19 protein-coding genes are annotated in these 23,840 nt (G+C 70.1%); 11 read left to right on the top strand and 8 right to left on the bottom strand.

Annotated features, from left to right (window positions below; translation table 11 throughout):
- The first annotated feature begins 149 nt into the window (after positions 1 to 149).
- The 7 genes from AB0N82_RS00095 (at position 150) to AB0N82_RS00065 (ending at position 10,347) form a co-directional block, all read left to right on the top strand.
- Entirely contained in the window at positions 150 to 1,412 is a 1,263-nt protein-coding gene (locus AB0N82_RS00095) for an extracellular solute-binding protein (protein WP_363386677.1), read from the top strand.
- Positions 1,413 to 1,476: 64 nt separating this feature from the next.
- On the top strand, positions 1,477 to 2,742 hold the full coding sequence (locus AB0N82_RS00090; protein WP_363386674.1) for an extracellular solute-binding protein: 1,266 nt from the start codon (positions 1,477 to 1,479) through the stop codon (positions 2,740 to 2,742).
- Positions 2,743 to 3,008: 266 nt separating this feature from the next.
- Complete coding sequence (locus AB0N82_RS00085) at positions 3,009 to 5,078, top strand: DUF6259 domain-containing protein (protein WP_363386671.1); 2,070 nt, start codon at positions 3,009 to 3,011, stop codon at positions 5,076 to 5,078.
- Entirely contained in the window at positions 5,075 to 6,064 is a 990-nt protein-coding gene (locus AB0N82_RS00080) for a sugar ABC transporter permease (RefSeq protein ID WP_315993449.1), read from the top strand. The genes AB0N82_RS00085 and AB0N82_RS00080 overlap by 4 nt, the downstream gene beginning before the upstream one ends.
- A complete protein-coding gene (locus tag AB0N82_RS00075; protein WP_315993448.1) occupies positions 6,061 to 6,921 on the top strand; it encodes a carbohydrate ABC transporter permease in 861 nt (286 codons plus the stop codon). Before AB0N82_RS00080 ends, AB0N82_RS00075 begins: the two co-directional genes overlap by 4 nt.
- A 4-nt stretch (positions 6,922 to 6,925) precedes the next feature.
- Entirely contained in the window at positions 6,926 to 9,649 is a 2,724-nt protein-coding gene (locus AB0N82_RS00070) for a sugar-binding domain-containing protein (protein WP_363386667.1), read from the top strand.
- On the top strand, positions 9,646 to 10,347 hold the full coding sequence (locus tag AB0N82_RS00065) for a peptidase E (protein WP_315993446.1): 702 nt from the start codon (positions 9,646 to 9,648) through the stop codon (positions 10,345 to 10,347). Before AB0N82_RS00070 ends, AB0N82_RS00065 begins: the two co-directional genes overlap by 4 nt.
- A gap of 148 nt (positions 10,348 to 10,495) precedes the next feature.
- Here the strand turns inward: AB0N82_RS00065 and AB0N82_RS00060 are convergent, their stop codons facing one another.
- Positions 10,496 to 13,579, bottom strand: a complete 3,084-nt coding sequence (locus AB0N82_RS00060; RefSeq protein WP_363386664.1) for a chitobiase/beta-hexosaminidase C-terminal domain-containing protein — start codon at positions 13,577 to 13,579, stop codon at positions 10,496 to 10,498.
- 306 nt (positions 13,580 to 13,885) lie between these two features.
- Between AB0N82_RS00060 and AB0N82_RS00055 the strand changes: the two genes are divergently transcribed.
- A complete protein-coding gene (locus AB0N82_RS00055; protein ID WP_363386661.1) occupies positions 13,886 to 14,161 on the top strand; it encodes a hypothetical protein in 276 nt (91 codons plus the stop codon).
- Positions 14,162 to 14,344: 183 nt separating this feature from the next.
- Here AB0N82_RS00055 and AB0N82_RS00050 read toward each other — a convergent pair whose 3' ends face one another.
- The 5 genes from AB0N82_RS00050 to AB0N82_RS00030 are packed head-to-tail and all read right to left on the bottom strand — an operon-like array spanning position 14,345 to position 19,531.
- Positions 14,345 to 15,901, bottom strand: coding sequence for a carbohydrate-binding domain-containing protein (locus AB0N82_RS00050; protein WP_363386658.1), 1,557 nt, complete (start codon positions 15,899 to 15,901; stop codon positions 14,345 to 14,347).
- On the bottom strand, positions 15,886 to 16,710 hold the full coding sequence (locus AB0N82_RS00045; protein WP_363386655.1) for a polyphosphate polymerase domain-containing protein: 825 nt from the start codon (positions 16,708 to 16,710) through the stop codon (positions 15,886 to 15,888). Before AB0N82_RS00045 ends, AB0N82_RS00050 begins: the two co-directional genes overlap by 16 nt.
- Positions 16,707 to 17,354 carry a DUF4956 domain-containing protein gene (locus tag AB0N82_RS00040; RefSeq protein ID WP_363386652.1) on the bottom strand — a complete coding sequence of 216 codons (648 nt, stop codon included), beginning with the start codon at positions 17,352 to 17,354 and terminating at the stop codon, positions 16,707 to 16,709. The genes AB0N82_RS00045 and AB0N82_RS00040 overlap by 4 nt, the downstream gene beginning before the upstream one ends.
- Complete coding sequence (locus tag AB0N82_RS00035) at positions 17,351 to 18,484, bottom strand: bifunctional glycosyltransferase family 2/GtrA family protein (RefSeq protein WP_363386649.1); 1,134 nt, start codon at positions 18,482 to 18,484, stop codon at positions 17,351 to 17,353. Before AB0N82_RS00035 ends, AB0N82_RS00040 begins: the two co-directional genes overlap by 4 nt.
- 9 nt (positions 18,485 to 18,493) lie before the next feature.
- Complete coding sequence (locus tag AB0N82_RS00030; protein ID WP_315993439.1) at positions 18,494 to 19,531, bottom strand: phosphodiester glycosidase family protein; 1,038 nt, start codon at positions 19,529 to 19,531, stop codon at positions 18,494 to 18,496.
- A gap of 135 nt (positions 19,532 to 19,666) precedes the next feature.
- Here AB0N82_RS00030 and AB0N82_RS00025 point away from each other — a divergent pair, with 135 nt between their 5' ends.
- Positions 19,667 to 19,882: a hypothetical protein gene (locus AB0N82_RS00025; RefSeq protein ID WP_315993438.1), complete on the top strand. Its 216-nt coding sequence runs from the start codon at positions 19,667 to 19,669 to the stop codon at positions 19,880 to 19,882.
- 106 nt (positions 19,883 to 19,988) lie between these two features.
- Here the strand turns inward: AB0N82_RS00025 and AB0N82_RS00020 are convergent, their stop codons facing one another.
- Both AB0N82_RS00020 and AB0N82_RS00015 read right to left on the bottom strand, forming a co-directional pair.
- Positions 19,989 to 20,369 (bottom strand): VOC family protein, encoded by a 381-nt coding sequence (locus AB0N82_RS00020; RefSeq protein WP_363386645.1) that lies wholly within the window; start codon positions 20,367 to 20,369, stop codon positions 19,989 to 19,991.
- A gap of 93 nt (positions 20,370 to 20,462) precedes the next feature.
- Entirely contained in the window at positions 20,463 to 21,158 is a 696-nt protein-coding gene (locus AB0N82_RS00015) for a WYL domain-containing protein (RefSeq protein WP_363386642.1), read from the bottom strand.
- 264 nt (positions 21,159 to 21,422) lie between these two features.
- Between AB0N82_RS00015 and sucC the strand changes: the two genes are divergently transcribed.
- Both sucC and sucD read left to right on the top strand, forming a co-directional pair.
- Positions 21,423 to 22,586: an ADP-forming succinate--CoA ligase subunit beta gene (gene sucC, locus AB0N82_RS00010; protein WP_363386639.1), complete on the top strand. Its 1,164-nt coding sequence runs from the start codon at positions 21,423 to 21,425 to the stop codon at positions 22,584 to 22,586.
- 17 nt (positions 22,587 to 22,603) lie between these two features.
- Positions 22,604 to 23,506, top strand: a complete 903-nt coding sequence (sucD, locus tag AB0N82_RS00005) for a succinate--CoA ligase subunit alpha (RefSeq protein ID WP_315993434.1) — start codon at positions 22,604 to 22,606, stop codon at positions 23,504 to 23,506.
- Positions 23,507 to 23,840: the final 334 nt, after the last annotated feature.

The following is a 23,840-nucleotide window of genomic DNA, read 5'->3' as shown; positions in this document are numbered from 1 at the left end:
TCTGCGTAGTCTGACTAGCGATTGATCTGCAATCCAACCCGTTTATCTCGAATCAGGTGGCATTCACTCCCCTTTTGTGTAGTATCGCTACCGACGTACTCCGGTCGCAGCGGCGTGACCGGCGATCACTGAAGATGAGGGGACGAGCCATGACGAAGTGGCTGAAGCACACGGCGATCGCAGCCGTGACGTTGACGGCGGTGGGCGCGCTCAGTGGGTGCGCCGGGGGTTCGAGCGGAGGCCCGACCGAGCTCAGCTTCCTGATGTGGGGGGACGGGGGCGACACCCAGACCGCCTACGAGGACGTCATCTCGAAGTTCGAGGAGGCCAACCCCGACATCACGGTGAACGCCGAGTTCTTCAACACGAACGACTACGACAACATCCTCAAGACCCGCCTCTCCGGCGGCGCGGGGCCCGACATCTACGGCTTCGACCTCGGCAACATCAAGACGTTCGTCGACGACGGTTTCGCCGCCGACCTCTCCGACGGCGGAGAGAGCTATCTCTCCAAGCTCACCCCGGAGGCGGCGAAGGACAGCCAGCGCGAGGGCGGCACGTACAACCTGCCGATCTCGCTCTCGGGCAACGGCATCATCTACAACAAGGCGCTCTTCGCGCAGGCCGGCATCACCGAGACGCCCACGACCTACTCCGAGCTCCTCGTCGACTCGAAGAAGCTCTCCGACGCCGGCGTGATCCCCTTCGCGATGAGCGCGCAGGACAACTGGTGGCCGCAGTTCATCGTCTACTACGCGCTCGCGGAGCACGGGGCGAACGAGGAGCTCGGCGAGCAGATGGCCGCGGGTGAGACGACGTTCTCGCAGAGCGACGCCTGGGCGGAGTCGCTCGACGTGGTGCGCGACCTGACGCCGTACTACATGCCCAACCCGGTCGGCACGAGCCAGACCGCCGCGCAGTCGGCGTTCCTGGGCGGCCAGGCTGCCATGTTCCCCGCCACCTGGATCCTCTCCGACGCCCGTGAGGCCGGCCTGGACCTCGGCTACATGAACTTCCCGACGGTGGACCAGCCCTCCGACGACCTGTGGGGCACCTACCAGGTGCGCTTCGGCCTCAACCCGAACAACGGCGACGACAAGCTCGCCGCGTCGCAGAAGTTCCTCGACTTCTTCCTCCAGGACGACACCTACAAGACGTTCCTCGACAAGGTGAAGCTCTTCCCGACCACCGAGGGCGTGGAGATCGGCGCCGACGTCGACCCGCTCTTCCCCGACATGCAGGCCGCGTGGGAGGGCAAGACCTTCGTGGCGGCGTTCTCGCCGACCGATCCGAGCATCCAGGACGCGTTGCTCGTGGGCCTGCAGAACATCATCAGTGGGCAGAAGAGCACCGAACAGGTGCTGGGCGACCTCGACCTCGCGCTCGAGCAGTACCGCGCCAACAACCGCTGAACATCCGAACCGCCTCGCTCGGGAGATGCCGGGCGAGGCGGTTCCTTTTTCGAAAGGCGCTCTCATGCCCCGCTCCCTTCCCCTGACGGCCGCGGCCGCCACCGCCCTGGCCGGACTCGCCGCGGCATCCCTCACCGGATGCCAGTCCGCCGCGAGCGACGAGACCACCCTGAGCTTCCTCATGTGGGGCGACGGGGGCGACACCCAGAAGGCGTACGAGACGGTCATCGACGCGTTCGAGGCCGAGAACCCCGGCATCACCGTGAACGCGGAGTTCGTCAACACGAACGACTACGACAACGTGCTCAAGACGCGCCTCTCCGGCGGTGCCGGCCCCGACGTCTACGGCTTCGACCCGAAGAACCTCACCGATTTCGTGCGCGACGGCTTCGCCGCCGACCTCTCGGGCGCCGACTTCTTCTCGCGGCTCGACGACGCGGCGGCGCAGGAAGCCCGTCGGGGAGCGGACGGGGATGCCGCGTACTCCGTGCCCATCTCGCAGTCGGGCAACGGCATCATCTACAACACCGCCCTGTTCGAGAAGGCGGGCATCACCGAGGTGCCGCAGACCTACACCGAGCTCACGGCCGCGGCCGAGAAGCTCTCGGCGGCGGGGATCACGCCGCTCGCGATGAGCGCGCAGGACAGCTGGTGGCCGCAGTTCGTCGCCTACTACGCGATGGCGCAGCACGTGTTCCCCGACGATCCCGGCGCGATCGAGGAGCTGCTCGCCGGGGAGAAGACCTTCGCGGACATCCCCGGCTACGCCGCGTCGCTCGAGGTCGTGAAGGACCTCGTCCCGGCGTACATGCCCGATCCGCTCGGGACGAACCAGTCGGCGGCGAAGTCCGCCTTCCTCACCGGTCAGGCGGCGATGTTCCCCGCGACCTGGATCCTCTCCGATGCGCGAGCGGCGGGGGTGGAGCCCGGCTACATGAACTTCCCCACGCTGGACGCCGATGTCGCCGACATGTGGGGGAGCTACCTCGTCGCGTGGGGGATCAACCCCGAAAACGATCGCGTCGAGGCGGCCGAGAGCTTCATCGACTTCTTCTTCCAGGATGACGTGTACACCGACTTCCTCACCTCGGTGAAGGCGTTCCCCACGACCGAGGGCATCGACGTCTCGGCGAACGACCCGCTCTTCCCCGCGATGACGGCGGCGTGGGAGGGGAAGACCTTCCGCCCCGTCGTGATCCCCGCGCACCCGCAGCTGCAGGAGACGCTCCTGGTGGGCATGCAGAACCTCATCGCGGGCCGCGCGGACGTCGACACCGTGATCACCGAGCTCGATGCGGCGCTCGTCGAGGTCCGCGCGAACGCCGACTGAGACGCGACGGGTCGCCGGTCGAGCCGGTACCCGTGGCATCCGCCTCCGTCATGTCGTGTTCGGGGCGCGATTCTCCGTTCGGGGCGAGTGATTCTCCGCCCCAAACGGTAGAACGCGCCCCAAACCCGCGCGGGAGGGGATGCCACCCGCTCGGGCGGTAGCGCAGCTACGTGAAACAGCGAAGTCAGCGACGGATTTTGCATCCGCAGCGGCAGTATCGACCAGAACATGTAGTATGGCTACACAACGAGAACGAGGATGTGCTTGTGACCTCCCTGCTGACGATCGCCGACGATCGCACCACCGCGACGTTCGACCCCGAGACGGGCGGATTGCGCGCTCTCGACGGCCCGAACACCGGTCTCGCGCTCCTCGCGGGCGGGCGTCCGTCGCTGTTCGTGATCGAGATCCCGCGGGGAGGCGACCGCACGGTCGTCGTCGAGACGGCCGCTCAGACGCTGACGCACGTCGAGCGGGAGGGTGACACGGCGCTGCGCCTGGTGTGGCGCGATCCCGTGACCTCCGCCGGCGAGCGCCTCACGGGTGAGATCGTCGTCGGGGCGCGCGTGCGCGACGGGGTGCTGCGGCTGTCGCTGTCGTTCCACCTCGACTCCGGCGGCGTCGAGGCCGTCCGCTTCCCCTCGCTCGGCGGCATCCGTCCGGTCGAGGGCGCACTCGAACTCCGCGGCGTCGACTACTCCACGGGGACGCGCGTATCGCTGCTGCCGGTGTTCGACTCCAACGCCCCCTACTGGGGAACGCTGTACCCCGACTACGCCAGTGGCAACCTGCGCCCCGAGCTGGTGGGGACGCCGACGTCGCCCTTCGTCGTGCTCGCGAGCGAGACGGGCGGGCTCACGGTGCAGCCCGCTGCCCGCACCCTCGACTTCATCGGCTGGCGCGCGAGCCTCGTCCCGGGCTTCGCCGACAGCCTGCGCCGCACCGCGGCCGACGACGCGGCCGTCACCCTCGACGCCATCCACTTCCCCCAGGGCGACGGAACCGAGGTCACGCTTCCCGAAATGGCTCTCGCGCCGTACGCGGGGGAGTGGCAGGACGGCCTCGCGGCCTACCTGCCCACGCAGGAGCCGACCCGGTGGAGCGCGGCATCCTGGCTCCAAGAGCCGCGCTCGTGGCTGCAGGTGCAGCTCATGTCGACCGAGGGTGAACCCCGCTACGACTTCGACGCCCTCGTCGACATCATCGAGGAGTGCGCGCGCGAGGGCATCGGCGCGATCCAGATCGTCGGCTGGAACGAAGGCGGTCAGGACGGTCTCGTGCCCCAGCACCGGCCCGCCGCGAAGCTCGGCGGCGAGGACGGTCTTCGCCGCGCCCTGGACCGCGCGCGCGAGCTCGACATCGCCACCGTGCTCTATGTGAAGTACGTCTGGGTCGAGAAGCCCGGCCCGCTGTGGGACGAGCTCGAGCCCTTCGTCTCGCGCGACGTCAACGGGCAGCCCTATGCGCAGCCCGGTCCGGTGTACCACTCGTCGCGCAAGCGCTACGGCATCGCGACCCCCTGGTACGTGCCGCTGTGCTTCGGCGTCGAGGCGCTGCGCCGCCGCTTCGCCGACGAGGTCGCCGAGATGGCCGCGTGGGGGGCCGACGGCATCCTGGCGGATGAGTCGCTCTATCACGGTCGTGCGCTGCTGTGCTTCGCCGACGACCACGGGCATCCGGTGGGCGCGAGCGCGTTCACGTGGGATGCCGACGTCGTCGAGGAGATCCGCGCGGGGCTCGGCGACCGCGCCGACACCTTCGTCATCGCCGCCGAGGGCGCGTACGACGACCAGTTCGCGCACTACGACGTGTCGTACTTCCGCAGCGCCTCGCCGACGCACCGCCCGCTCGGCCGACAGCTGCGTCCCGATGCCCGCATCGTGACCGCGCTCACCGGGTTCGACGACCGCTCGATGGTCGCGCAGTGCCTTCTCTACGGGTACGCGATGAGCCTCGAGCCGTACAACTTCAAGGGTCGACCGGGCGACATGCCCGCGACCGTGGCCCTCGCCCGCGCGGCCGACGCGCTGCGCGAGCGCCACCGCGACCTGCTCTGGAACGGGCGCCTCGTCGTCGACCACGACGTCGTCGCCCACCGCCCCGACGGCACGGTCCACGACCTCCTCACCGTGTGGGAGGGGGCCGGCGGCACCCGCGCCGTCGTCGTGGCCACCTACGACGACGAACCCCTGTCGCTTCACCTGTCGGGTCTCGGCGCGGCCGAGACCGACGACCTCGACGGGCGCCGCGCCCCGGTCTCGGACGGGCGCATCGATGTGCCCGCCCGGGGCGTGACCGTCGTCATCCCCTCTTCCGACTCGATTGGAACGCTATGAGCAGCACACGCGTCGAGGACCCGCGGGTCCTCGCCCTGGACGACCCCACCGCGACGCAGGCGGTGACCACGCGCTCGCTGAAGGCGCGCCTGTGGACCGGGCGTTCCACCGCGGGCAAGTTCTGGATCGCCGTTGCCCCCGCGCTGGTGCTCTACACCGTCTTCACGGTGTATCCGATGGGACAGGTCATCGTCGCGAGCTTCACCGACGCCCGCGGGTTCAACCGCGCGTGGGAGTTCGTGGGAGCGGACAACTTCGTGCGCATCTTCTCGGGCGACCCCGTGCTCATGGAGGCGATCGGCAACACCGCGATCTACGGGTTCTTCAAGATCATCGTGCAGACGATCCTGGCGTTCCTCATCGCGGTGCTCCTGCACCGCCAGCTCCGGCTCGGCAACATCTACCGCGCGATCTTCTTCGCACCGATGGTCATCTCGCCCGTGGCGATCGTGTTCACGTGGAGCTTCATGTACGACCCCACCTCGGGCACGTTCAACACGCTGCTGCGCAGCATCGGTCTCGGCGGGCTCGCCCAGGACTGGCTCGGCAACTACGACCTGGCGCTGTACAGCGTCATCCTCGTCGACCTCTGGAGCGGACTGGGCTTCAACGTCGTCATCTTCCTCGCGGGGCTCTCGACCATCCCCGGCGAGATCCTCGAGGCGGCCAAGGTCGACGGTGCGCGGGGCTGGAAGGCGATGCGCTTCATCACGATCCCGCTCATGATCCCCTCGATCGGCCTCGTGCTCGTCCTGTCGATCAACGGCGCGCTGCGAGCCTTCGACACCGTCTATCTGATGACGAGAGGGGGACCGGGCAACTCGACGCAGCTGTTCATGACGCAGGTCTTCCAGGAGGGCCTGGTCAACAACAACTTCGGCTACGCCTCGGCGATGGCCGTGCTCGTGCTGATCGTGCTGATCGCGATCGCCGCCGTGCAGAACAGACTCAACAACCGCGTCGCCGCCGAGGAGGGCAACCGATGAGCACGCAAGTCACCCCCCGCGTGGACACGCGGTCCCTGCTCCGCCTGGCCCGCCGCCTCCCGATCAACCTGCTGCTGATCGTGCTCAGCATCGCGATGATCTACCCGATCGTCATCATCGTCATCACGGCGTTCAAGCCGAACCTCGAGGTGCTGACGAACCCGACCGGTCTGCCGCAGGCGCCGACCTTCGACAACTTCGTCACCTCCTGGCAGGATGCCGGGTTCGCGAACCTCTTCTTCAACTCGGTGCTGCTGACGGTCGTCAGCATGACCGTCGCCACCTTCGTCGCGGCGCTGGCGTCGTACGCGATCGTGCGTCAGGCCACCCGTATCGGCTCGGGCGTGTACCTGCTGCTGGCGGCCGGTATCTTCCTGCCGATGCAGCTCGCGCTGGTGCCGCAGTTCCGCGTCGTGCGCGACCTCGGCCTCATCAACAACTACGCCGGCGTCATCCTCATCTACATCGCGGGTGCGCTGCCCTTCGGCGTCTTCCTCATGGCGGCCTTCATGCGCCAGGTGCCGAAGGAGATCGTCGAAGCCGCGGTCATCGACGGCGCGGGCTACTTCACCCTCTTCCGCCGCATCTTCCTCCCGCTGGCCCGCCCGGCGATCGCGACCTTCTGGGTGCTGCAGGGCGTGGGCGTGTGGAACGACTACCTCGTCCCGCAGCTGCTGCTCACCGACCCGTCGAAGCGCACCCTGACGACGGGCGTGCTGTACTTCAAGGCGCAATACCTCGCCGACTGGGGCAACATCATGGCGGCCGTGCTCATCATGAGCCTGCCCATCCTGCTGCTGTTCGTCTTCGCGCAGCGCTTCTTCGTCAGCGGTCTGTACGCCGGGGCGGTGAAGTGAGGGCATGACCTCGCTCGACGACCGGGAGAGGGCGCGGTCGCTGGCCTCGCCACTGTACGGCGACCGCTGGGTGCAGGATCACGCGGCCCTGCCCGTCTCCGCGCCGCCCGTCTCGGCGCGGGGCGGCGGTGCGCTCGCCGTCGACCGCGACGTGGTCCCGCTCGACGGCGAGTGGCTGCTCGCGGGCGCGCCCGCGGGCCGGGAGTTCGCGATCGAGCGGTGGTTCGCCGGTCCGCGACCGCCGGCGCCGGTGGGCTGGCACCGACCTGACACCGACCGCTCGGACTGGGTCCGTGCCGCCGTCCCGGGAACGGTGCAGGCGGCCCTGACCGCCGCGGGCGAGATCCCCGACCCGCTGCTGCACGACCACACCCACGCGGAGCTCGTCGCGCACGGGGCGCCCGCCGAATGGCCGTGGCACTTCCGGCGCACCCGCGTCGAGGAGCAGCAGTGGTGGTACGCCCGCCGATTCGACGTGCCGGCGTCGTGGCTCGGGCAGCGCGTGCGCCTGTCGTTCGACGGCGTCGACGACGCGGCATCCTTCTGGCTCAACGGCGAACCGATCGCCCGCCACTCCGGCATGTACGGCGGTCCCGACATCGACGTGACGGCCCTGCTGCGCGGGGACGGTACCGACGAGATCGTCGTGCGCATCGACCCGCCCCCGCGCGACTGGCACGGGGTGCTCAAGCCCTCACCCGGGTGGGGATGGCACTACGGACACCTCATCTCGATGGGGATCTGGCGAGCGGTGCGCCTGGAGCGCGTGCCCGACCTCGAGCTCGAGGATCTGTTCGTCTCGACCGTGCACGCCGCCGAGGGGGCGGCGCGGATCCGCGTGCAGTGGGACCTGACCGCTCACACCGACGGCGGTGCCGCCCCGACCCGCATCCGCGTGCTCGACCCCGACGGGACAGTAATCTCCGACGTCACGGCGCAGGTCGTGGCGGCCCGCGGCACGTCCCGGCACGCGGTCGAGATCGACGTCCCGGACGCCCGGTTGTGGTGGCCGTTCGGGTACGGGGCGCAGCCGCTGTATCGCGTCGAAGCGGCGGTCGACGGGTCCGCGCGCACCGCGTCCATCGGCATCCGCACCGTCGAGATGCGCGCGCTGCCCGAGGTGTCGGGCGACGACGTGTACGACTGGCGGTTCGTGGTCAACGGCCGGCCCCTCTTCCTCAAGGGCGCGAACTGGTGCTTCACCGATCCGATGGCGCGTCGCGGATTCGACGTCGACCGGCACATCCTCGACCTGTGCGTGCGGGCGAACCTGCAGATGCTCCGCGCCTGGGGCGGCGGCACCGTGGAGAGCGACGCCTTCTACGACGAGTGCGACCGTCGCGGCATCCTGGTGCTGCAGGAGTTCCCCCTCAGTTTCGGACTGGATGCCACGGGCACCACGCTCGCCACCGTCGACGCGCAGGCCTCCCGCATCGTGCGTCGACTCCGCTCGCATCCCTCGCTGGTGATGTGGGGCGGGGGCAACGAGAACCCCGACACCGTGTCGGGCGATGACCTGCTCACCGTCATCGGCACCCGCGTGCGGCAGTACGATCCGACGCGTCCGTTCCACCGCACCGACCCGTGGGGCGGCAGCGAGCACTACTACGGCGTCTACCACGAGGGTCACCCCGTCGAGGCGTACGCGACGCACGTCCCCCCGGTGTTCGGGGAGTACGGGCTGTCGAGTCAGTGCGACCTCGACAGCATGGCGCGCTTCCTCGATCCGGCCCTGCTGGAGCAGTGGCCGCCGCCCGCGCACGGCGCGATCCTGCAGCACCAGGCGCAGTTCTCGCTGTTCGACCTGTTCAAACAGGCGCGCTACGCCCATTACGGACCGCTCACCGACTGGGCCACGTTCGTCGAGTACTCGCAGCTCGCCCAGGGCGACGCCCTGCGCTTCGCGTCGGAGCGGCTGCGTGCGCACGCGGGTACCCGCACGTCGGCGTACTGGTTCTACAAGGTCGGCGAGGTGTTCCCCGGCGCGTCGTGGGCGATCGTCGACTACTACGGCCGCGCGAAGCTGTCGTACTACCGCGCGCGGCAGTTCGGTGCGGCGCAGTCGGCGTTCGCGGTGTACGACCGCACCGCGCTCGAGGCGGGCGAGGTGCTCTCGGCCGAGGTGCACGCGTCCAACGACACGCCTCACCCCCTGACGGCGACGGTGAGCGCCCGCCTCTACGACGCCCGCTTCGGCGTGATCGCCGAGCGGTCGGCATCCGTGGATCTGGATGCCGACGCCCACGCGCGCGCGTTCACCCTCGCCGCCGAGCTTCCCGACGACGGTCCCCTCGTGCTGGCGGTGTACCTCCGCGACGCGGACGGCGCCCGCATCTCGTCCGCCTGGTACGCGCTGAACGCGCAGCCGAAGAGCGCCGAGGCGACCGCGATCGAGGCGCTGCCGCTCGACGAGCTGGCCGACCGGCCGATCGAGGAGCTTCTCGCGCCATACGCCACCGGCCCGGCGCCGCTGAAGGAGCAGCCGCGCACGCGGCTCGAGGCCCGCTGGGGAGACGGCGTTCTGCGCGTGCGCAACGTCGGCGACGTGCCCGCGCCCCTCGTCCTCGTCGACGGGTTCCCCACCGCGTCCGGCGCCTGGCTCGACGACAACGCCTTCGGGCTCGAGGCGGGGGAGGAGCGCGCGATCGCGTTCGCCCTCGCCGGCGCCACCTGGCCCGATGCGCGCGTGCGCGCGTGGAACGCGGATGCCGTGGAGGTGAGCGCGTGAGCACCCCCCGGATTCTGGCCACGTGCGGCGGGTGGGCCGACACGTCGTGGGGTGACGTGGCCTTCGGTCCCCTCCTGCACCACGCTCTCGACCTCACCGGCGTCGAGGGCAGGCCCCGCGTGGTCTTCATCAACACGGCCGGCGGCGACCAGCGGATCGACGAGGGGCGAGAGCTCGCCGCGGCGATGGCGTCGGGGGTGGATGCCGTGCACCTGCGGCTCTACGGCCGCACGGTCGTCGACTTCCGCGAGGTCCTGCAGTCGGCCGACCTCGTCTGGACGGGCGGGGGGAGCGTCGTCAACCTCCTGGCGCTCTGGCGGGCGCATGGCCTCGACACCGCCCTGCGCGATGCGTGGCGCAGCGGCGTGCTGCTGGCGGGAACGTCCGCGGGCGCGCTGTGCTGGCACGAGGGCGGTCCCACCTCCGGATTCGGCGAGGTGCGGACGATCGACGACGGCCTCGGGTTCATCCCCGGCTCGCTCGGGGTGCACTACGACTCGCAAGCCGAGCGGCGGCCGGCTCTGCGGCGGGCGGTCGACGCGGGCATCCTTCCCGGTGGCTTCGGCCTCGACGAGGGCACCGCGGTGCTGTACGAGGGCGACCGGGCCGTCGACTTCGTCACCGAGCGCGCGGGCGGGCGCGTGCACCGCGTCGATGCGCACGTGCCCGACGAACCGGTGCCCACGCGCCTTCTCTGAATCGGTGTCCGTGCGTCGCCGACGCCGCGACCCGACCCGACCCGTCGGAGCCGGTGCGCCCGCGGCATCCCGCCCGCGATCGCGACTCGTGTCGGCGCCGCATGCACGACGAAGGCCCGGACCGAGAGGCCCGGGCCTTCGTCGTCCCTCAGGGGACGGGCGTCAGCACGACCGCGTCGACGAACGCCGTCGCGTCTCCCGTCGCGGCCGAGCCGCGGAACGTGATCTGCCGATCGCCCGCCGCCACCGTGAACGTCGGCGAGGTGTGCGCCGTGAACGTGTTCGTCGGCGGGGCGAAGCTGTCGACCACCGTTCCGTCGACCACCACCTGGATCGTCTGCACCGCGCTGTACCCGGGTCGACGTGACGCCTGGTAGCTCAGCGTGTAGGTGCCGGCATCCATCTTCAGGGTCTGCGCGAACGACCCGTGCTCACCGTTGCGCGACTGCAGCAGGGCGGTCTGCGTGCCCTCCGGGGCCGTCGGTGCGCCGAAGGCACTGCCGTTGCGCTGAATGCCCGAGCGGCCCACGAACGACCACCCCTCGGTGAACGGCGCCGACTTGACGCCCGTCGTGGACGGCGCCTCGAAGCCCGTGTTCGACAGCGTCGCGGGCTCCGGGGCGACGGGAGCCTCGATGCGCACCGCGTCGAGGAACGCCGTGCGATCGCCCGAGGGCGCGGTGGCCCGGAAGGTGATCGTGTGGCGTCCGCCGGTCGAGGAGAACGCGTTCGAGCGCTGCGTCGTGTACGAGCTCGTCGAGCCCACGGCGAACGACCCGATGACCGTGTCGTCGTAGAGCACGTCGAAGCTCTGCGCGGGGTAGCCCGAGCGGCCCGACAGGGCGAACACGACCTGGTAGTCCCCCGCGGGGAACGCCACCTGCTGCGAGATGGTGCCCTGCACCCCGCCGTCGGTCTTGAGGTAGGCCACCTGCTGGCCCTCCGGCGGCGTCGGCGGTCCGAGCGGCCCCTGGCCGTTCTGGATGCCCGACCGGCTGTCGAACGTCCAGCCGTTCGTGAAGGGCCCGGTCTTGGACTTCGTGCCGCCGGGCTTCTCGAACCCGGCGTTGGTGAGGGTGACCAGCGGGTACGACGACGGCAGCTCGGGGCTGACGTAGCACCGCTGCGTGCCCGAGGGGTTCGGGTCGCCGAGGGTCGCGGCGTCGCACGACACCGGACCCGTCTTCGCCTGGTAGCTGAAGAGCCCGTCGCCGCCGAACGCGACGCTCTGCTGTCCCGAGAAGAAGCACTGCCCGCCCTCGTTCGCGCAGAGGGTGTAGCCGTCGGGGCCTTGCGAGACCCCGCCGACCTTGAACAGCCGGCTCGTGACGCCGGACGGTTGCCTGTTCGCCGCGAAGGCTGCCGCGCGGTACAGCTTCGTGGAGCTCTCGGCCAGGATCACCGGTCGCTCGTACAGCGTGGAGCTCGCGGTCGGTGCCGAACCGTCGGTGGTGTACCGGATCTGCGCGCCGGAGGTCGCCGTCGAGAGCGTGAGCACCTCGGACCCGGCGTACACCCCGCTGTCGAGGTCGAACTGCACGGGGTCGACCCGCGCAGACGTCAGCTGGGGCGTGACGGTCACGAGCGCGATGCCCGACGAAGTGGCGTCGGCGGTGCTGGTCGCACGCACGGCGATCTTGCGCTCGGAGTCGACCGCGGGCGGCGTGTAGACGCCCGAGCTCGACACGGAACCGTTGCCCGAACCCTCGACGGACCACGTCACGCCGGGAGCGCCGTCGATCACGTCGGCCGTCAGCTGCACCGTCGAGCCCGACGCCACGGTCGGCTCGACGTCTCCCATCCGCACCTGCACCGCGGGGTCGGCGGTGGTGTACACCGCGAACGAGTAGCCGGTCCCGAGGTCGTCCGAGAAGCTCGTGCCGGCGGGGAGGGTGGCCGAGACCGCGGGCAGGAGCGCATTGGCATCCGGAACGAGATCATCGGAGTACACGACCCGGTGGAAGTCGGCGTCCACCGTCGTCCCGCCGAAGTCGACGGTCAGATCGGTCGGGGCCGCCCCCTTCGACTCCACCAGCACGGTGTAGTCGCCCGCCGCGTCGCGGAAGGCCGCGGACCGCACGTCGGACGACGACGACGTGGATGCCAGCACCTGGCTGTGCGCGGGGATGTACCGGTTCAGCAAACCCGCCGACAGGAACGTCTTTCGTGGTTCGAGCCCGAGGGGGAGGGCGTCCCACATGTTGTAGGTGCCGTTGGTGTCGCCGTCGGGGTCGACGGTCCAGGTGCCGTTGAGCTGCCAGACGAGCATCGAGTGCAGGCCCAGGTTCGCTCCGGCGATCACGTAGTTCGCGTAGCCGGAGTTCCACCCGCTCGCGTTGTCGTCCGACCAGCCGAACTCCGACATGTTGACGGGCTTGCCGCCCGCGACGTTCTTCCGGGCGTTGATGCTTCCCGGCACGGAGCCGTACGAGTCGCCGTAGGTGTGGAAGCTGTACTGGTCGAACGCATCACCGCCGTTCTGCGCCATGTAGGTGGTCCACGCGGGGGCGCCGGTCTCCTCCGGGCCCCAGATCTCGACCTCGTCGCGCAGGCCGTCGGCGACCAGGCGCTGGTGCACGGCCTGGGCCATCTGCACGTACGCGGCCTGTTGATCGCCCGGCGCCTCGAAGTCCCAGCTGCCGTTGGGCTCGTTGTAATACGTCAGGTACTTGACGTTGTCGTAGCCGCGCACGTTCTTGAGCTGGTCGATCAGAGCGGACGCGGATGCCGCGTACGCGGCGTTGTCGGCCGGGGCGCTGGTCCACGGGTCGACCCCGGGGATCGAGAACCAGTCGTGCACGGTCGAGCCGACCTTCCACCCGAAGTTCAGCTCGATGTCGGTGCCGGCGGCCTGGAAGGCGTCGAGGTAGCGGTAGAACGCCTTCATCCGATCGCTGTCCCACGTGTAGACGCCCTTGTCGGGCTCCATCCAGTCGATCTGGAACCACACGCGGGCGACCTTCGGTCGAATGGTCGCGATGCGCTCCGCATCGACCGCCCAGTCGGCGTCGGAGTACCCGAAACCCCGTGAGCGCTCCATGAGGGCCGAGGGGATGACGTTCACGCCGATGCCGAGGAAGTCGTCCTGCACCACGGTGCCGGTGTCGACCGAGACGGTCGCGGCGTCCGCCGCCGTGGCGGGGCCGGCCGACCCGGCGACGGCCAGTGCGGCGATCACCCCGCCGATGGTCATGAGGGCTGTGCATCGGCGCAGCCGGGGGGAGGGTCTCATCAAGGCTCCATCTCCATTGAGGGTCGATAGAGGTAGTTGTACTACAGAACGTGAGCCCGAGAAAGGGATTCAGGTCGATTGACGGGACGAAGCACGCCTCATCGGGTAGTTCGACTACTCGCGGGTGTCGCCGGGAAGGCGTCGAACCGCTGCAAGACCCCCTCGCGAGACGACGCCCCGACTGCCGCGGTCGTCAGCTCGCGACCGGCCGCCTGTCCCGCACCGTCGCCCTCTCGGTCTCGCTCACCTCGGCCGTCGCGTCCGGGGTAGTGTCGGGGACTCACGCGACGACGAGGGGGACATCGCATGGGCACGTTCGGATGGATCGAGGTCGCGTTCTGGGCGGCCATCGCCGTGGGAGTGATCGTGCGACTGGTCGTGGTGCTGCGCCGGCGGAGGAAGAGCGGGCGCGAGGCCCTGCGGTCGGCGTTCGGCCCGGTGGTCGACGCGGGCGCCGCGGAGTCGACGGCGTACGGCTGGACGCCCGCGTCGTCGACCGATCTGCCCGCGGTGTTCGGCACGGTGCAGACGGGCGAGCCCGATCCCGATCGCCCCCGCGACGTGCCCGACCCGCGGGCATAGCGAACGGACAGCACCGGGCAGGGATGCGTGAGGGTGCGCACTCCACGCTCGGCGGCATGACCCCGTCGTCCCTTCTCGAGGGCATCGGCAGAGGGTACGGCTCGTGAGCGGACGCTCGTCGCACGCGCGTCGGCCGCGCCTCGGGGGAGGACACCCCGGGACGCGGCCGACGGCCGTGATGTCTCAGCGTCGTGTGCCCATGCCACCTCCCATCCCGCCCGCGGCCGCCACACCGGCGGTCACCGAGGTCGAGGTCCCGTCGACGGTCACCGTGTACGACTGGCCGTCGGTGATCGCCGACGACGAGAACACGACCGATCCGAAGGTCTTCGTGGCGGTGTACTGCGCGATGACGGTGCCGTCGGCATCCTGGATCTGCACCGTCGAACCGGCGGAACCGCTCGCGGTCGCGACGAGCCAGCCCTGCGCCGACGACTCCTCGGGGGATTCGGCCATGCCGGTGCTGCCGATCGCGACGAGGGTGCCGCCCGTCACCGTGATGCCGCCGTTGGAGTCGAGCGCGCCGTTGTTCTGCGCGGTGGGACCGTAGACGGTGACCTCGCCGCCGGTCATCTCGATCGTGCCGTTGGAGTCGAGGCCGTCGCCGCCGGCGTCGACGACGAGGGTGCCGCCGGAGATCGTCAGCGTCTCGCCGGAGTCCTGCATGCCGCCCCCGCCCATGCCGCCGTCGGAGGTCGTGGTGCCGGAGGCGTTCACTCCATCGTCGGACGAGGTCAGGCGGGTCACCCCGCCCGCGATGCGGATGTCGGCCGACTCGATCGCCTCGTACGACCGGCCGATCGTCACCTCGCCTCCCGCGATCGCGAGGGAGGTTTCGGAGTGGATGCCGTCGTCTTCGGTCGCGAGCGACACCGTGCCCCCGGTGATGAGGACGTCGGTCCACGCGTCGATGCCGTCGTCGCCCGCAGTGGCGTCGATCGTGCCGCCGGCGATCCAGACGTAGCCCTGCGCGGCATCCTCTTCCTGGTCGCTCTTGAGCGCGTCGCCCCCGGCGGTGAGGGTGAGCGTTCCGTGCTCCACTACGAGGGAGTCCTTCCCGCGGAGTGCGTCGTCGGCGGCATCCACCGTGATCGTGCCGCCGATGATCGCGAGGTCATCCGTCGCGGAGATGCCGTCGTTGCCGGAGTCCGTCACGGTGAGCGATCCGGAGCCCGACACGGTCAGGTCGCTGTCGGCGTGGATCGCGGCGCTCGCGTCGGCATCCGCCGAGCTGGTCGCGGTGACGCTGTTGGTGGAACCCGCTGCCAGGTTGATCGCGACGTCGTCGGCGGTGACCACCTGGATCGCCGAGCCCGAGACGGTGTCGATCTCCGCGCCGTCGAGGACGAGGACGACCTGCGCGTCGTCGGGGGCCTCGACCACCACCTGCCCCTCGAGGGTGCCGGTGAGGCGGTACGCGCCGGCCGCGGTGATCGTCACGGTCGACCCGTCGACGCTCACCCCCGCCGAGTCGCTGCTGGCGGTGGATCCTTCGAGCGTCACCGTCGCGGCATCCGCCACGCTCCACTCGTCGTCGCGCACGACGGTCCCGTCGGCATTCGCCGCGAGCAGCTCGGCGGCAGCCGCGGGGATCGTCGAGTCGACGTCGCCGATGGTCTCGACGCTCGACGCGGCCGCGCTCTGCGCGGTTCCGGTGGGCTGCGCGGTGACGGCACAGCCGGCGAGAACGAGCCCGGCGAGGGTCAGGGGGAGGGCGAGGGGGATCAGACGGCGGCGCATGGGGTGTCCTTTCGAGACGGATGGGCGGAGGAGAAGGGGCCCGACAGCACGCGGGTCCAGCGGTTGCGGGGGAGATCGGAGCGGAGGGCGGCGAGGCCCGTGGCGTACTTGCTCACGCGCTGCGGACGGTGTCCGGCGCGCCAGAGCGCGCGGTCGAGGGCGCCCGCCTGACCCGGCGACTTGGTCTCGACGATCGCGAAGTGCGGGAGGGTGAAGCCTGCGCCGTCGGCGTCGACCCAGCGCAGGTCGAGGTCGACCGTGGCGCGGGAGGGTGTCGCGCCGGGGAGCAGCAGCGTGGTGCGGCGGTACAGCGTCTGCAGTCGCGCGTCGAGATCGTCGGCGCGGGTCGGTGCGACACCGATCGCTCCGAGGGCCTCGGCGACCTCCCCGCGCGCCTGGACCGTGAGGCGGTCGGCCGCGTCGAGGTCGTAGGCATCGCGCTCCTTGCGGGTGAGCCCCCGCGCCCCGCGCGTCTTCATCTCGAGGAACGCCACCCCGGTGTCGACGTAGGTGCGGGTGCGGAGTTTGAACCGGCGACGGCGCCCGTGGGCGGCCAGGCGGAAGCTCAGCAAGTCGGGGGTGTCGAAGTACACCGAGCGGTACGCCAGTTCGCGCTCGCCGTCGATCTCAAGGGCGGCCGGGGCGTCGGCGCAACGCTGGAGACCGTGCAGAAGGGATGCCGTGGCCTCGATCGGCACGACGTACTTGCGGTCGACGCGGGTGAGCAGGGCCGCGTCGGCCGTGAGAGCGTCGAGCCCGATCGCGGGGAGGGCGGAGATGGCCGCTCCGGCGCGGTCGCGGGCGGTCACCGCGTGCCCCCGAGGAGGTCGGCGAAGCTCGCCTCACGATCGGCGGCGGGCGTCGCCTCGAGCCGCGAGCTGAGGCCGGAGTCGACGCTCGAGCGCACCGCTCCGACGCGGTAGCGCACGTCCACCAGGGTGGTGTCGTCGACGAGATCCAGCTGCTGAACGGTCAGCGCGGTGACCTCGCCGCCGAGCAGCCGCTCGAGCTCCGCCCGCAACTCGCCCTCATCGGCGATCGCCCGGTCGAGGTGCACGGTCTGATGACGGGCCCGGGCCAGCAGCCGCGGGTGGTCGGCGACGGCCAGCACCGACACGATCAGCCCGACCAGCAGCAGGGGCGTCGCGATGTCGGTGTGGGGGAGGCCGCAGATGAGGCCGATCGCAAGGGCGGCGAAGTAGTACGCCACCTCGCGCTGCGTGATCTCGCTCGAGCGCAGGCGGATGATCGACAACACGCCGAACAGGCCGAGCCCGAGGCCCAGTGCCACCTCGGCGGTGCCGAGCACCGAGGCGACGGCGAGGACGCCGACGTTCACACCGAGGAAGGCGACGACGAGGTCGCGGCGCCGGTGCCGCCGGAAGTACACGGCGCTCAGCAGCACGGCGGCGAGCAGATCCACTGCGGCGAGGATCAGGGCGGTGACGGTCATGAGGAACTCCTTGTGGGGGTGACGGGGGAGGGGCCGGGGGAGCCGGGGCGGAGGAGGCTGAGCGTGTCGACGCCTCCGGACCTCGGCGGCGGGGCTGGGAAACCGGCATCCGCCCGGGGGAAGACGAGCGAGCGCTGCACGCCGTAGCTGAGGACGAACAGCACCCCCTCGGTGACGACCTTCGCCGGCAGCAGAGCCAGGCCGTTGTCGGTGAGGAACGACATCCACGCGATGTTCGAGGCCAGCAGCGCCAGCGCCAGCACGCCGTATCGCACCGCCTGCCCGCGCATCGGGCCGCCCCGCGCGCGGAAGACGACGCGGCGGTTGACGACGAAGTTCGCCGTCGCCGACAGCACCCGCGCGGCGATGATCGAGGGCACGAGCCACCCGGTGAGCGCCTGCAGCACGAGCAGCGCCACGGTGTCGACCGCGAACGCCGCGAGCGACGACGCCGCGAACAGCAGCACCGGCAGCAGCACGCGCAGCGAGTCGCGCACGGGACGGAAGTGGCTCGACGCGTTGCGATCGAGGTAGACGGTGTCGATCGGCACCTCGTGCGTCGCGACGAGGTCGGGAGCGAGGCGCAGCAGCATCCGCTGCTCGTACTCGAAGCCCTCGCCCGGGATGCGCAGCGCCCACGGGATGCGGTCGGACGGGATGCCGCGCAGACCCGTCTGCGTATCGCTGAGCCGTCGTCCGGTGGCGAGGCGGAACAGGCCGCGAGCGACCGTGTTGCCCAGGCGACTGCGCAGGGGGACGGTGCCGTCGAAGGCGCGCACCCCGAGGACGAGCGCGCTGCGCGCGGCGGCGGCATCCGTGCGGAGCGCGTGGGCGATCCGGACCACGTCGCTCGGCGTGTGCTGACCGTCGGCGTCGGCGGTGACGACGTCGGCATCCGGATCCCGCGTGAGGATGTGCGCGAGGCCGGTCTTCAGCGCCGCCCCCTTGCCGCGGTTCGCGGAGTGGGTCACCACGCGTGCGCCCGCGTCGCCGCTCGCGTCGAAGACGGGGGCGAAGACCGGGCCGCTGCCGTCATCCACCACGACGATCTCGAGGTCGGGGTCGGCACGTCGCAGCGCGGCCACCAGATCGGGGAGGCGGGGTCCGGGTTCGAACGCCGGGATGAGCACGAACACCTTTCAGCCCGCCACGTAGAGGATGTCGCTCGTGCCGCGCTCGCCGCCGTTCGAGGGCGAATTCACGACCTGGCCGTTGAAGTACATGGTCGAGGAGCCGCCGCCGTCGAGGTTGTAGGCGGTGGTCGCTCCCAGCGACAACATGATGTCGGCGAGTTCGGGAAGCGTCACGCCCTCGCTGTGCCCCTCCTGCCGGCCGTCGACGACGACGAACACGAGATGGTTGTCGTCGATGACGCCGACGGCGGTGCGGGGCTGGTCACCCTGGATGGAGTGGTTGCCGACGTTCGTGTCGACCTCGACGCCGTCGATCCCGTCGACGGCCGCCCCGTCCTCGACGATGGCGGGGCCGAAGCTGAGGGTGTTCCAGACCCCGGATGCCACGAGTTCGGCCGCCGTGGTCTGCGTCTCGTCGTACACCTCGACGTGCCCGTCGGTGTAGAAGGCGAGCCCCTCGCGTGCGCCCTCGTCGCGATACGCGACGCCATTGCGGATCTCGATGCCCGTCGACCGGAAACCGTAGTAGTCGCCGTTGATCGCGAAGATCGCGCCATTGGCGGCGGCGATCTCGCTCGTGGTCTGCGTGATGTTCTCGCCGAACTGGTTGTTCGCGAACGCCGAGCGCAGGGCGGTGGCATCTCTCAGGATGATGTCGGCGACGTAGTACGTCACGGTGCTCGCACCCGTTCCCGTCGTCATCGTGGCGAGCGTCACGGAAGTGGATCCGTCGTCGAAGGTGGAGTCGGTCACGGTGGGGGAGGCCGCGCTTCCGGCGGCCGCGTCGGTGATGGTGGCGCTCGAATGCTCGGCCTCGTAGGCCGCGACGTCGGTCACCTCGACATGGGGGATGAGGAAGCGATCGGCGGCCCACCACGCGGCGCCGCCCGCACCGAGGACGACGACGAGCCCGGCCGTGAGGAACGTGCGACGCGCGACGCGGCGGGCAGTGGGGGCGGTGACCGTGCCGCACCCGGAAGCGTTGTCGTCGCGGGGCGATGCGCCGGCGGGGTCGGTCTCGGGGGAGCGGTTCGCGGGGTGCATGGCTCCAGACAAGGCGCCGCGCCCTCACCGCGCCTGGGGCGGTCCCTATCCTCAGCCAAGAACAGTTATGCAAGCACTATGTGCGATCGATCCGATCCCCCATAGGGTTCGCAGCACCTACCGAAGGAGTTCGTGATGACCGACAACCTCGCCGCCCCGTCCCCCGCTCGTCAGTGGCTGAAGGCGTTCTACAGCGCTCTGGCCGCCGCGATCGGCTACATCATCGCCGAGCTGATCATGCAGCACGACACCTCGTTCATCCTGATCGGGGCCCTGGCCATCCTGGCCGTGCTCACCCCGATCATCTACGCGATCAACCGCCGGAGCGGTCGCACCGCGCCTCGGCGCTGACCGGGGGCCCACCCGCCTCCGACGTCGCAGCCGGGCAGCGGCCGGGGTCATCACCCCGGCCGCGGTCCGTGTCGGCGACGTGCGCGTCACCGGGGGTGCGCGTCGGTCATGCCGAATGGGCGGTGGGCGTGCTGAACAGGTTGACGACGTTGCCGTCGGGGTCGCGCACCAGCGCCGACCGGTTGCCCCACGGCATGGTGGTCGGTGCGAGGACGACATCCTCGCCGATGGGTGCGAGCGCGGCGAACGCACCGTCGACGTCGGCGACGTCGAACTCGACGATCACGGAGCGATTCGCCGCGGCGGTCAGGGCTCCGTCGAGCATCGCGACCGTTTCGACGCTCGCGATCGCGAGATTCGCGCCGGGGCCGCTGAACTGCGCGAAAACCGGGGAGGGACGCTCGGCCCGCCGACCGGTGACCCGCTCATAGAACGCGACGAGGCGGTCGACGTCGTCGGTGACGATTCGGATGGAGGTGAATGACATGGGATTCCTTCGGGGACGAGACGGCGGACGGCTTCACCCTCGCCGACGGTGGCGACACCGTCCTGTCGGCGTTTACGGAATCCCGGTCGAGGATCAGTCGTCGATGACGGACAGCAGGCGTCCGTACGGGATCGTGAGGTCGGCAGCGCGGAGAGCGCGGCGTGGGGGCCGCTCGTCCGTCACGTCGAGCGACAGCATCCGATCGCCTCGGAACGCCCGGACCCCGTCGCGCTGCCGGCACCACGCGATGAGGTACCACTGCCCGTCCTTGCCGATCGATCCCAGCGGTTCGACGTCGCGGGTGGACTCCGCACCGCCGGCATCGCGGTAGCGGAGGCGCACGACGCGATCCGCGCGAAGGGCGGCCGCGAATGCCGCGGGCGCATCGACGTCATCCTCGCCCTCGAGAAGATGCACGCGCGACGCGAGCACACGGGCTCGTGCCGCTTCGTCGTCCGGCATGACCGCGAGCACCTTCCGGGCTGCGGTGCGGGCGGAATGACGGAACGGACTGCGTCCGAGTGCACCGAGCCCGATGAGCACCGCGAGGGCCTCGTCGAGGGTGAAGCCGGCCGGGCCCAGCGTCGCGGACGCATCGATGACGTACCCCCCGGTCCGGCCCGGCTCCGCCCAGATCGGCAGCCCCGACTGCTGAAGGGCAGCGAGGTCGCGCTCGATCGTCCGCACCGACACCTCGAATCGTTCTGCGAGGCGGCGGGCACTCAGCGGTCGAGGGGAGACGGCCCGGAGCTCTTCGACCAGGCCGTAGAGACGATCGGTTCGGTTCACCGACCCATCATCGACCGTTCGCGCCCGACTGTGCGCCGGCCTCGATGATCACTCATCGCGACCGCGATCGAACGACGGCGGATCGCGCGCCTCGCACGTCCGACGATCGTGCGGAGACCCCGGGACGAGGGCATCCCTCCGATCGAAGGGGTGAGCGTCGAGGCGATTCAGCCCCGTCTAGTAGGGTTGACCCCTGGTGAAGATCTCTTGATATCAAGAGATCTCGCCTCCTCCCACCACCGATCGCCCAGCGAAGGATTGTCCGTGGATCTCTACGAGTACCAGGCACGTGATCTGTTCGAAAAGTACGAGGTGCCGGTACTCGCCGGCATCATCGCCGACACCCCTGAGGAGGCGAAGGCGGCCGCGGAGAAGCTCGGCGGTGTCGTCGTCGTCAAGGCTCAGGTCAAGACCGGAGGCCGCGGCAAGGCCGGCGGCGTGAAGGTCGCGAAGAACCCCGATGAGGCGTTCGAGGCGGCGCAGGCCATCCTCGGCCTCGACATCAAGGGTCACGTCGTCAAGCGCGTCATGGTCGCCGCCGGCGCCCGCATCGCCAAGGAGTTCTACTTCTCGGTGCTGCTCGACCGCGCCAACCGCTCCTACCTCTCACTGTCCAGCGTCGAGGGCGGCATGGAGATCGAGGAGCTCGCCGTCGAGCGTCCCGAGGCACTCGCCCGCATCGAGGTCGACCCGCTCGAGGGCATCACCCCCGAGAAGGCCCTCGAGATCGCGAAGGCCGCGAAGTTCGACGACGAGCTGGCCCCCAAGGTGGCCGACGTCTTCGTCAAGCTCTTCAACGTCTACAAGGGCGAGGACGCCACCCTCGTCGAGGTGAACCCGCTCATCCAGAGCGAGGACGGCGACATCATCGCCCTCGACGGCAAGGTCTCGCTCGACGAGAACGCCGGTTTCCGCCACCCCGAGCACGAAGAGCTCGAAGACAAGGACGCCGCTGACCCGCTCGAGGCCAAGGCCAAGCAGCACGACCTCAACTACGTCAAGCTCGACGGTCAGGTCGGCATCATCGGCAACGGCGCGGGTCTGGTCATGTCGACCCTCGACGTCGTCGCGTACGCCGGTGAGAAGCACGGCGGCGTCAAGCCCGCCAACTTCCTCGACATCGGTGGCGGCGCCTCGGCGACCGTCATGGCCGCCGGTCTCGACGTCATCCTCGGCGACGAGCAGGTCAAGAGCGTGTTCGTCAACGTCTTCGGTGGCATCACCTCGTGCGTCGCCGTGGCCGAGGGCATCGTGAAGGCCCTCGAGATCCTCGGTGACACCGCGACCAAGCCGCTCGTCGTCCGTCTCGACGGCAACCAGGTCGAAGAGGGCCGCGAGATCCTCGCCGCCGCCAACCACCCGCTCGTCACCCTCGCCGCCGGTATGGACGAGGGCGCCGACAAGGCCGCCGAACTGGCCAACGCGTAAGGGATAGGGACAGAAACATGTCGATCTACCTCAACAAGGACTCCAAGGTCATCGTCCAGGGCATCACCGGCGGTGAGGGCACCAAGCACACCGCCCTCATGCTCAAGGCCGGCACCCAGGTCGTCGGTGGCGTGAACGCCCGCAAGGCCGGCACCACGGTCTCGCACAAGGACGCATCCGGCAACGACGTCGAGCTCCCCGTCTTCGCCTCGGTCGAAGAGGCCATGCGCGAGACCGGCGCCGACGTGTCGATCGCGTTCGTGCCCCCGGCCTTCACGAAGGACGCGATGGTCGAGGCCATCGACGCCGAGATCCCCCTCCTCGTCGTGATCACCGAGGGCGTGCCCGTCGGCGACACCGCCGAGGCGTGGGCGTACGCGAAGTCGAAGGGCGAGAAGACCCGCATCATCGGCCCGAACTGCCCCGGCATCATCACGCCCGGTGAGGCGCTCGTGGGCATCACGCCCGCGAACATCACCGGCAAGGGCCCCATCGGCCTCGTGTCGAAGTCGGGCACCCTGACCTACCAGATGATGTTCGAGCTGCGCGACCTCGGCTTCTCGACCGCCATCGGCATCGGTGGCGACCCGGTCATCGGCACGACGCACATCGACGCCCTCGCGGCGTTCGAGGCCGACCCCGAGACCAAGGCCATCGTCATGATCGGTGAGATCGGTGGAGACGCCGAAGAGCGCGCCGCCGACTTCATCAAGGCCAACGTCACCAAGCCGGTCGTCGGCTACGTCGCCGGCTTCACCGCTCCCGAGGGCAAGACCATGGGCCACGCCGGCGCCATCGTCTCCGGCTCGGCCGGCACCGCCCAGGCGAAGAAGGAGGCCCTCGAGGCCGCCGGCGTGAAGGTCGGCAAGACGCCGTCCGAGACCGCGTCGCTGATGCGCGAGATCATCGAAGCGCTCTGACGTTTCGCCCGAAGGGGCCCGGATGCCACGGCATCCGGGCCCTTTCGCGTTCCCGGGGGCTGGCGGCGGCGCGGCTATCCGCACCGAAGCTGCGCGAGGTCGCACGATCGGGCCGAGTGCACACGTCGCGGGGCTGTCCGATCGTGCGATGTCGTGCCGGACGTGTGATCTCGGCGGATTCTGCGGAGCGCGTCCCGGTCACACGCCGGTGCGGTTGCGGCTCAGCGCGGCGCGAGATCGCACGATCGGCGCGAGAGCACAGGTCGGGGGGGGGGGGGGGGTGTTCGCGGCGGCCGAGAACGCGGCATCCGTACCGAAGAGATCGGATGCCAGG

It is taken from the genome of Microbacterium sp. NPDC089186 (genome assembly GCF_040685115.1).
GTDB classification, from domain to species: domain Bacteria; phylum Actinomycetota; class Actinomycetes; order Actinomycetales; family Microbacteriaceae; genus Microbacterium; species Microbacterium galbum.
The sequence above is the reverse complement of the archived record's forward strand: the minus strand, read 5'-3'. Positions and strand labels throughout refer to the sequence as shown.

Coding starts and splice junctions, on each gene's coding strand:
- AB0N82_RS00095 (WP_363386677.1), top strand. CDS start 150: ATGACGAAGTGGCTGAAGCACACGGCGATCGCAGCCGTGACGTTGACG.
- AB0N82_RS00090 (WP_363386674.1), top strand. CDS start 1,477: ATGCCCCGCTCCCTTCCCCTGACGGCCGCGGCCGCCACCGCCCTGGCC.
- AB0N82_RS00080 (WP_315993449.1), top strand. CDS start 5,075: ATGAGCAGCACACGCGTCGAGGACCCGCGGGTCCTCGCCCTGGACGAC.
- AB0N82_RS00075 (WP_315993448.1), top strand. CDS start 6,061: ATGAGCACGCAAGTCACCCCCCGCGTGGACACGCGGTCCCTGCTCCGC.
- AB0N82_RS00070 (WP_363386667.1), top strand. CDS start 6,926: ATGACCTCGCTCGACGACCGGGAGAGGGCGCGGTCGCTGGCCTCGCCA.
- AB0N82_RS00060 (WP_363386664.1), bottom strand. CDS start 13,579: ATGAGACCCTCCCCCCGGCTGCGCCGATGCACAGCCCTCATGACCATC.
- AB0N82_RS00055 (WP_363386661.1), top strand. CDS start 13,886: ATGGGCACGTTCGGATGGATCGAGGTCGCGTTCTGGGCGGCCATCGCC.
- AB0N82_RS00050 (WP_363386658.1), bottom strand. CDS start 15,901: ATGCGCCGCCGTCTGATCCCCCTCGCCCTCCCCCTGACCCTCGCCGGG.
- AB0N82_RS00040 (WP_363386652.1), bottom strand. CDS start 17,354: ATGACCGTCACCGCCCTGATCCTCGCCGCAGTGGATCTGCTCGCCGCC.
- AB0N82_RS00030 (WP_315993439.1), bottom strand. CDS start 19,531: ATGCACCCCGCGAACCGCTCCCCCGAGACCGACCCCGCCGGCGCATCG.
- AB0N82_RS00025 (WP_315993438.1), top strand. CDS start 19,667: ATGACCGACAACCTCGCCGCCCCGTCCCCCGCTCGTCAGTGGCTGAAG.
- AB0N82_RS00020 (WP_363386645.1), bottom strand. CDS start 20,369: ATGTCATTCACCTCCATCCGAATCGTCACCGACGACGTCGACCGCCTC.
- sucD (WP_315993434.1), top strand. CDS start 22,604: ATGTCGATCTACCTCAACAAGGACTCCAAGGTCATCGTCCAGGGCATC.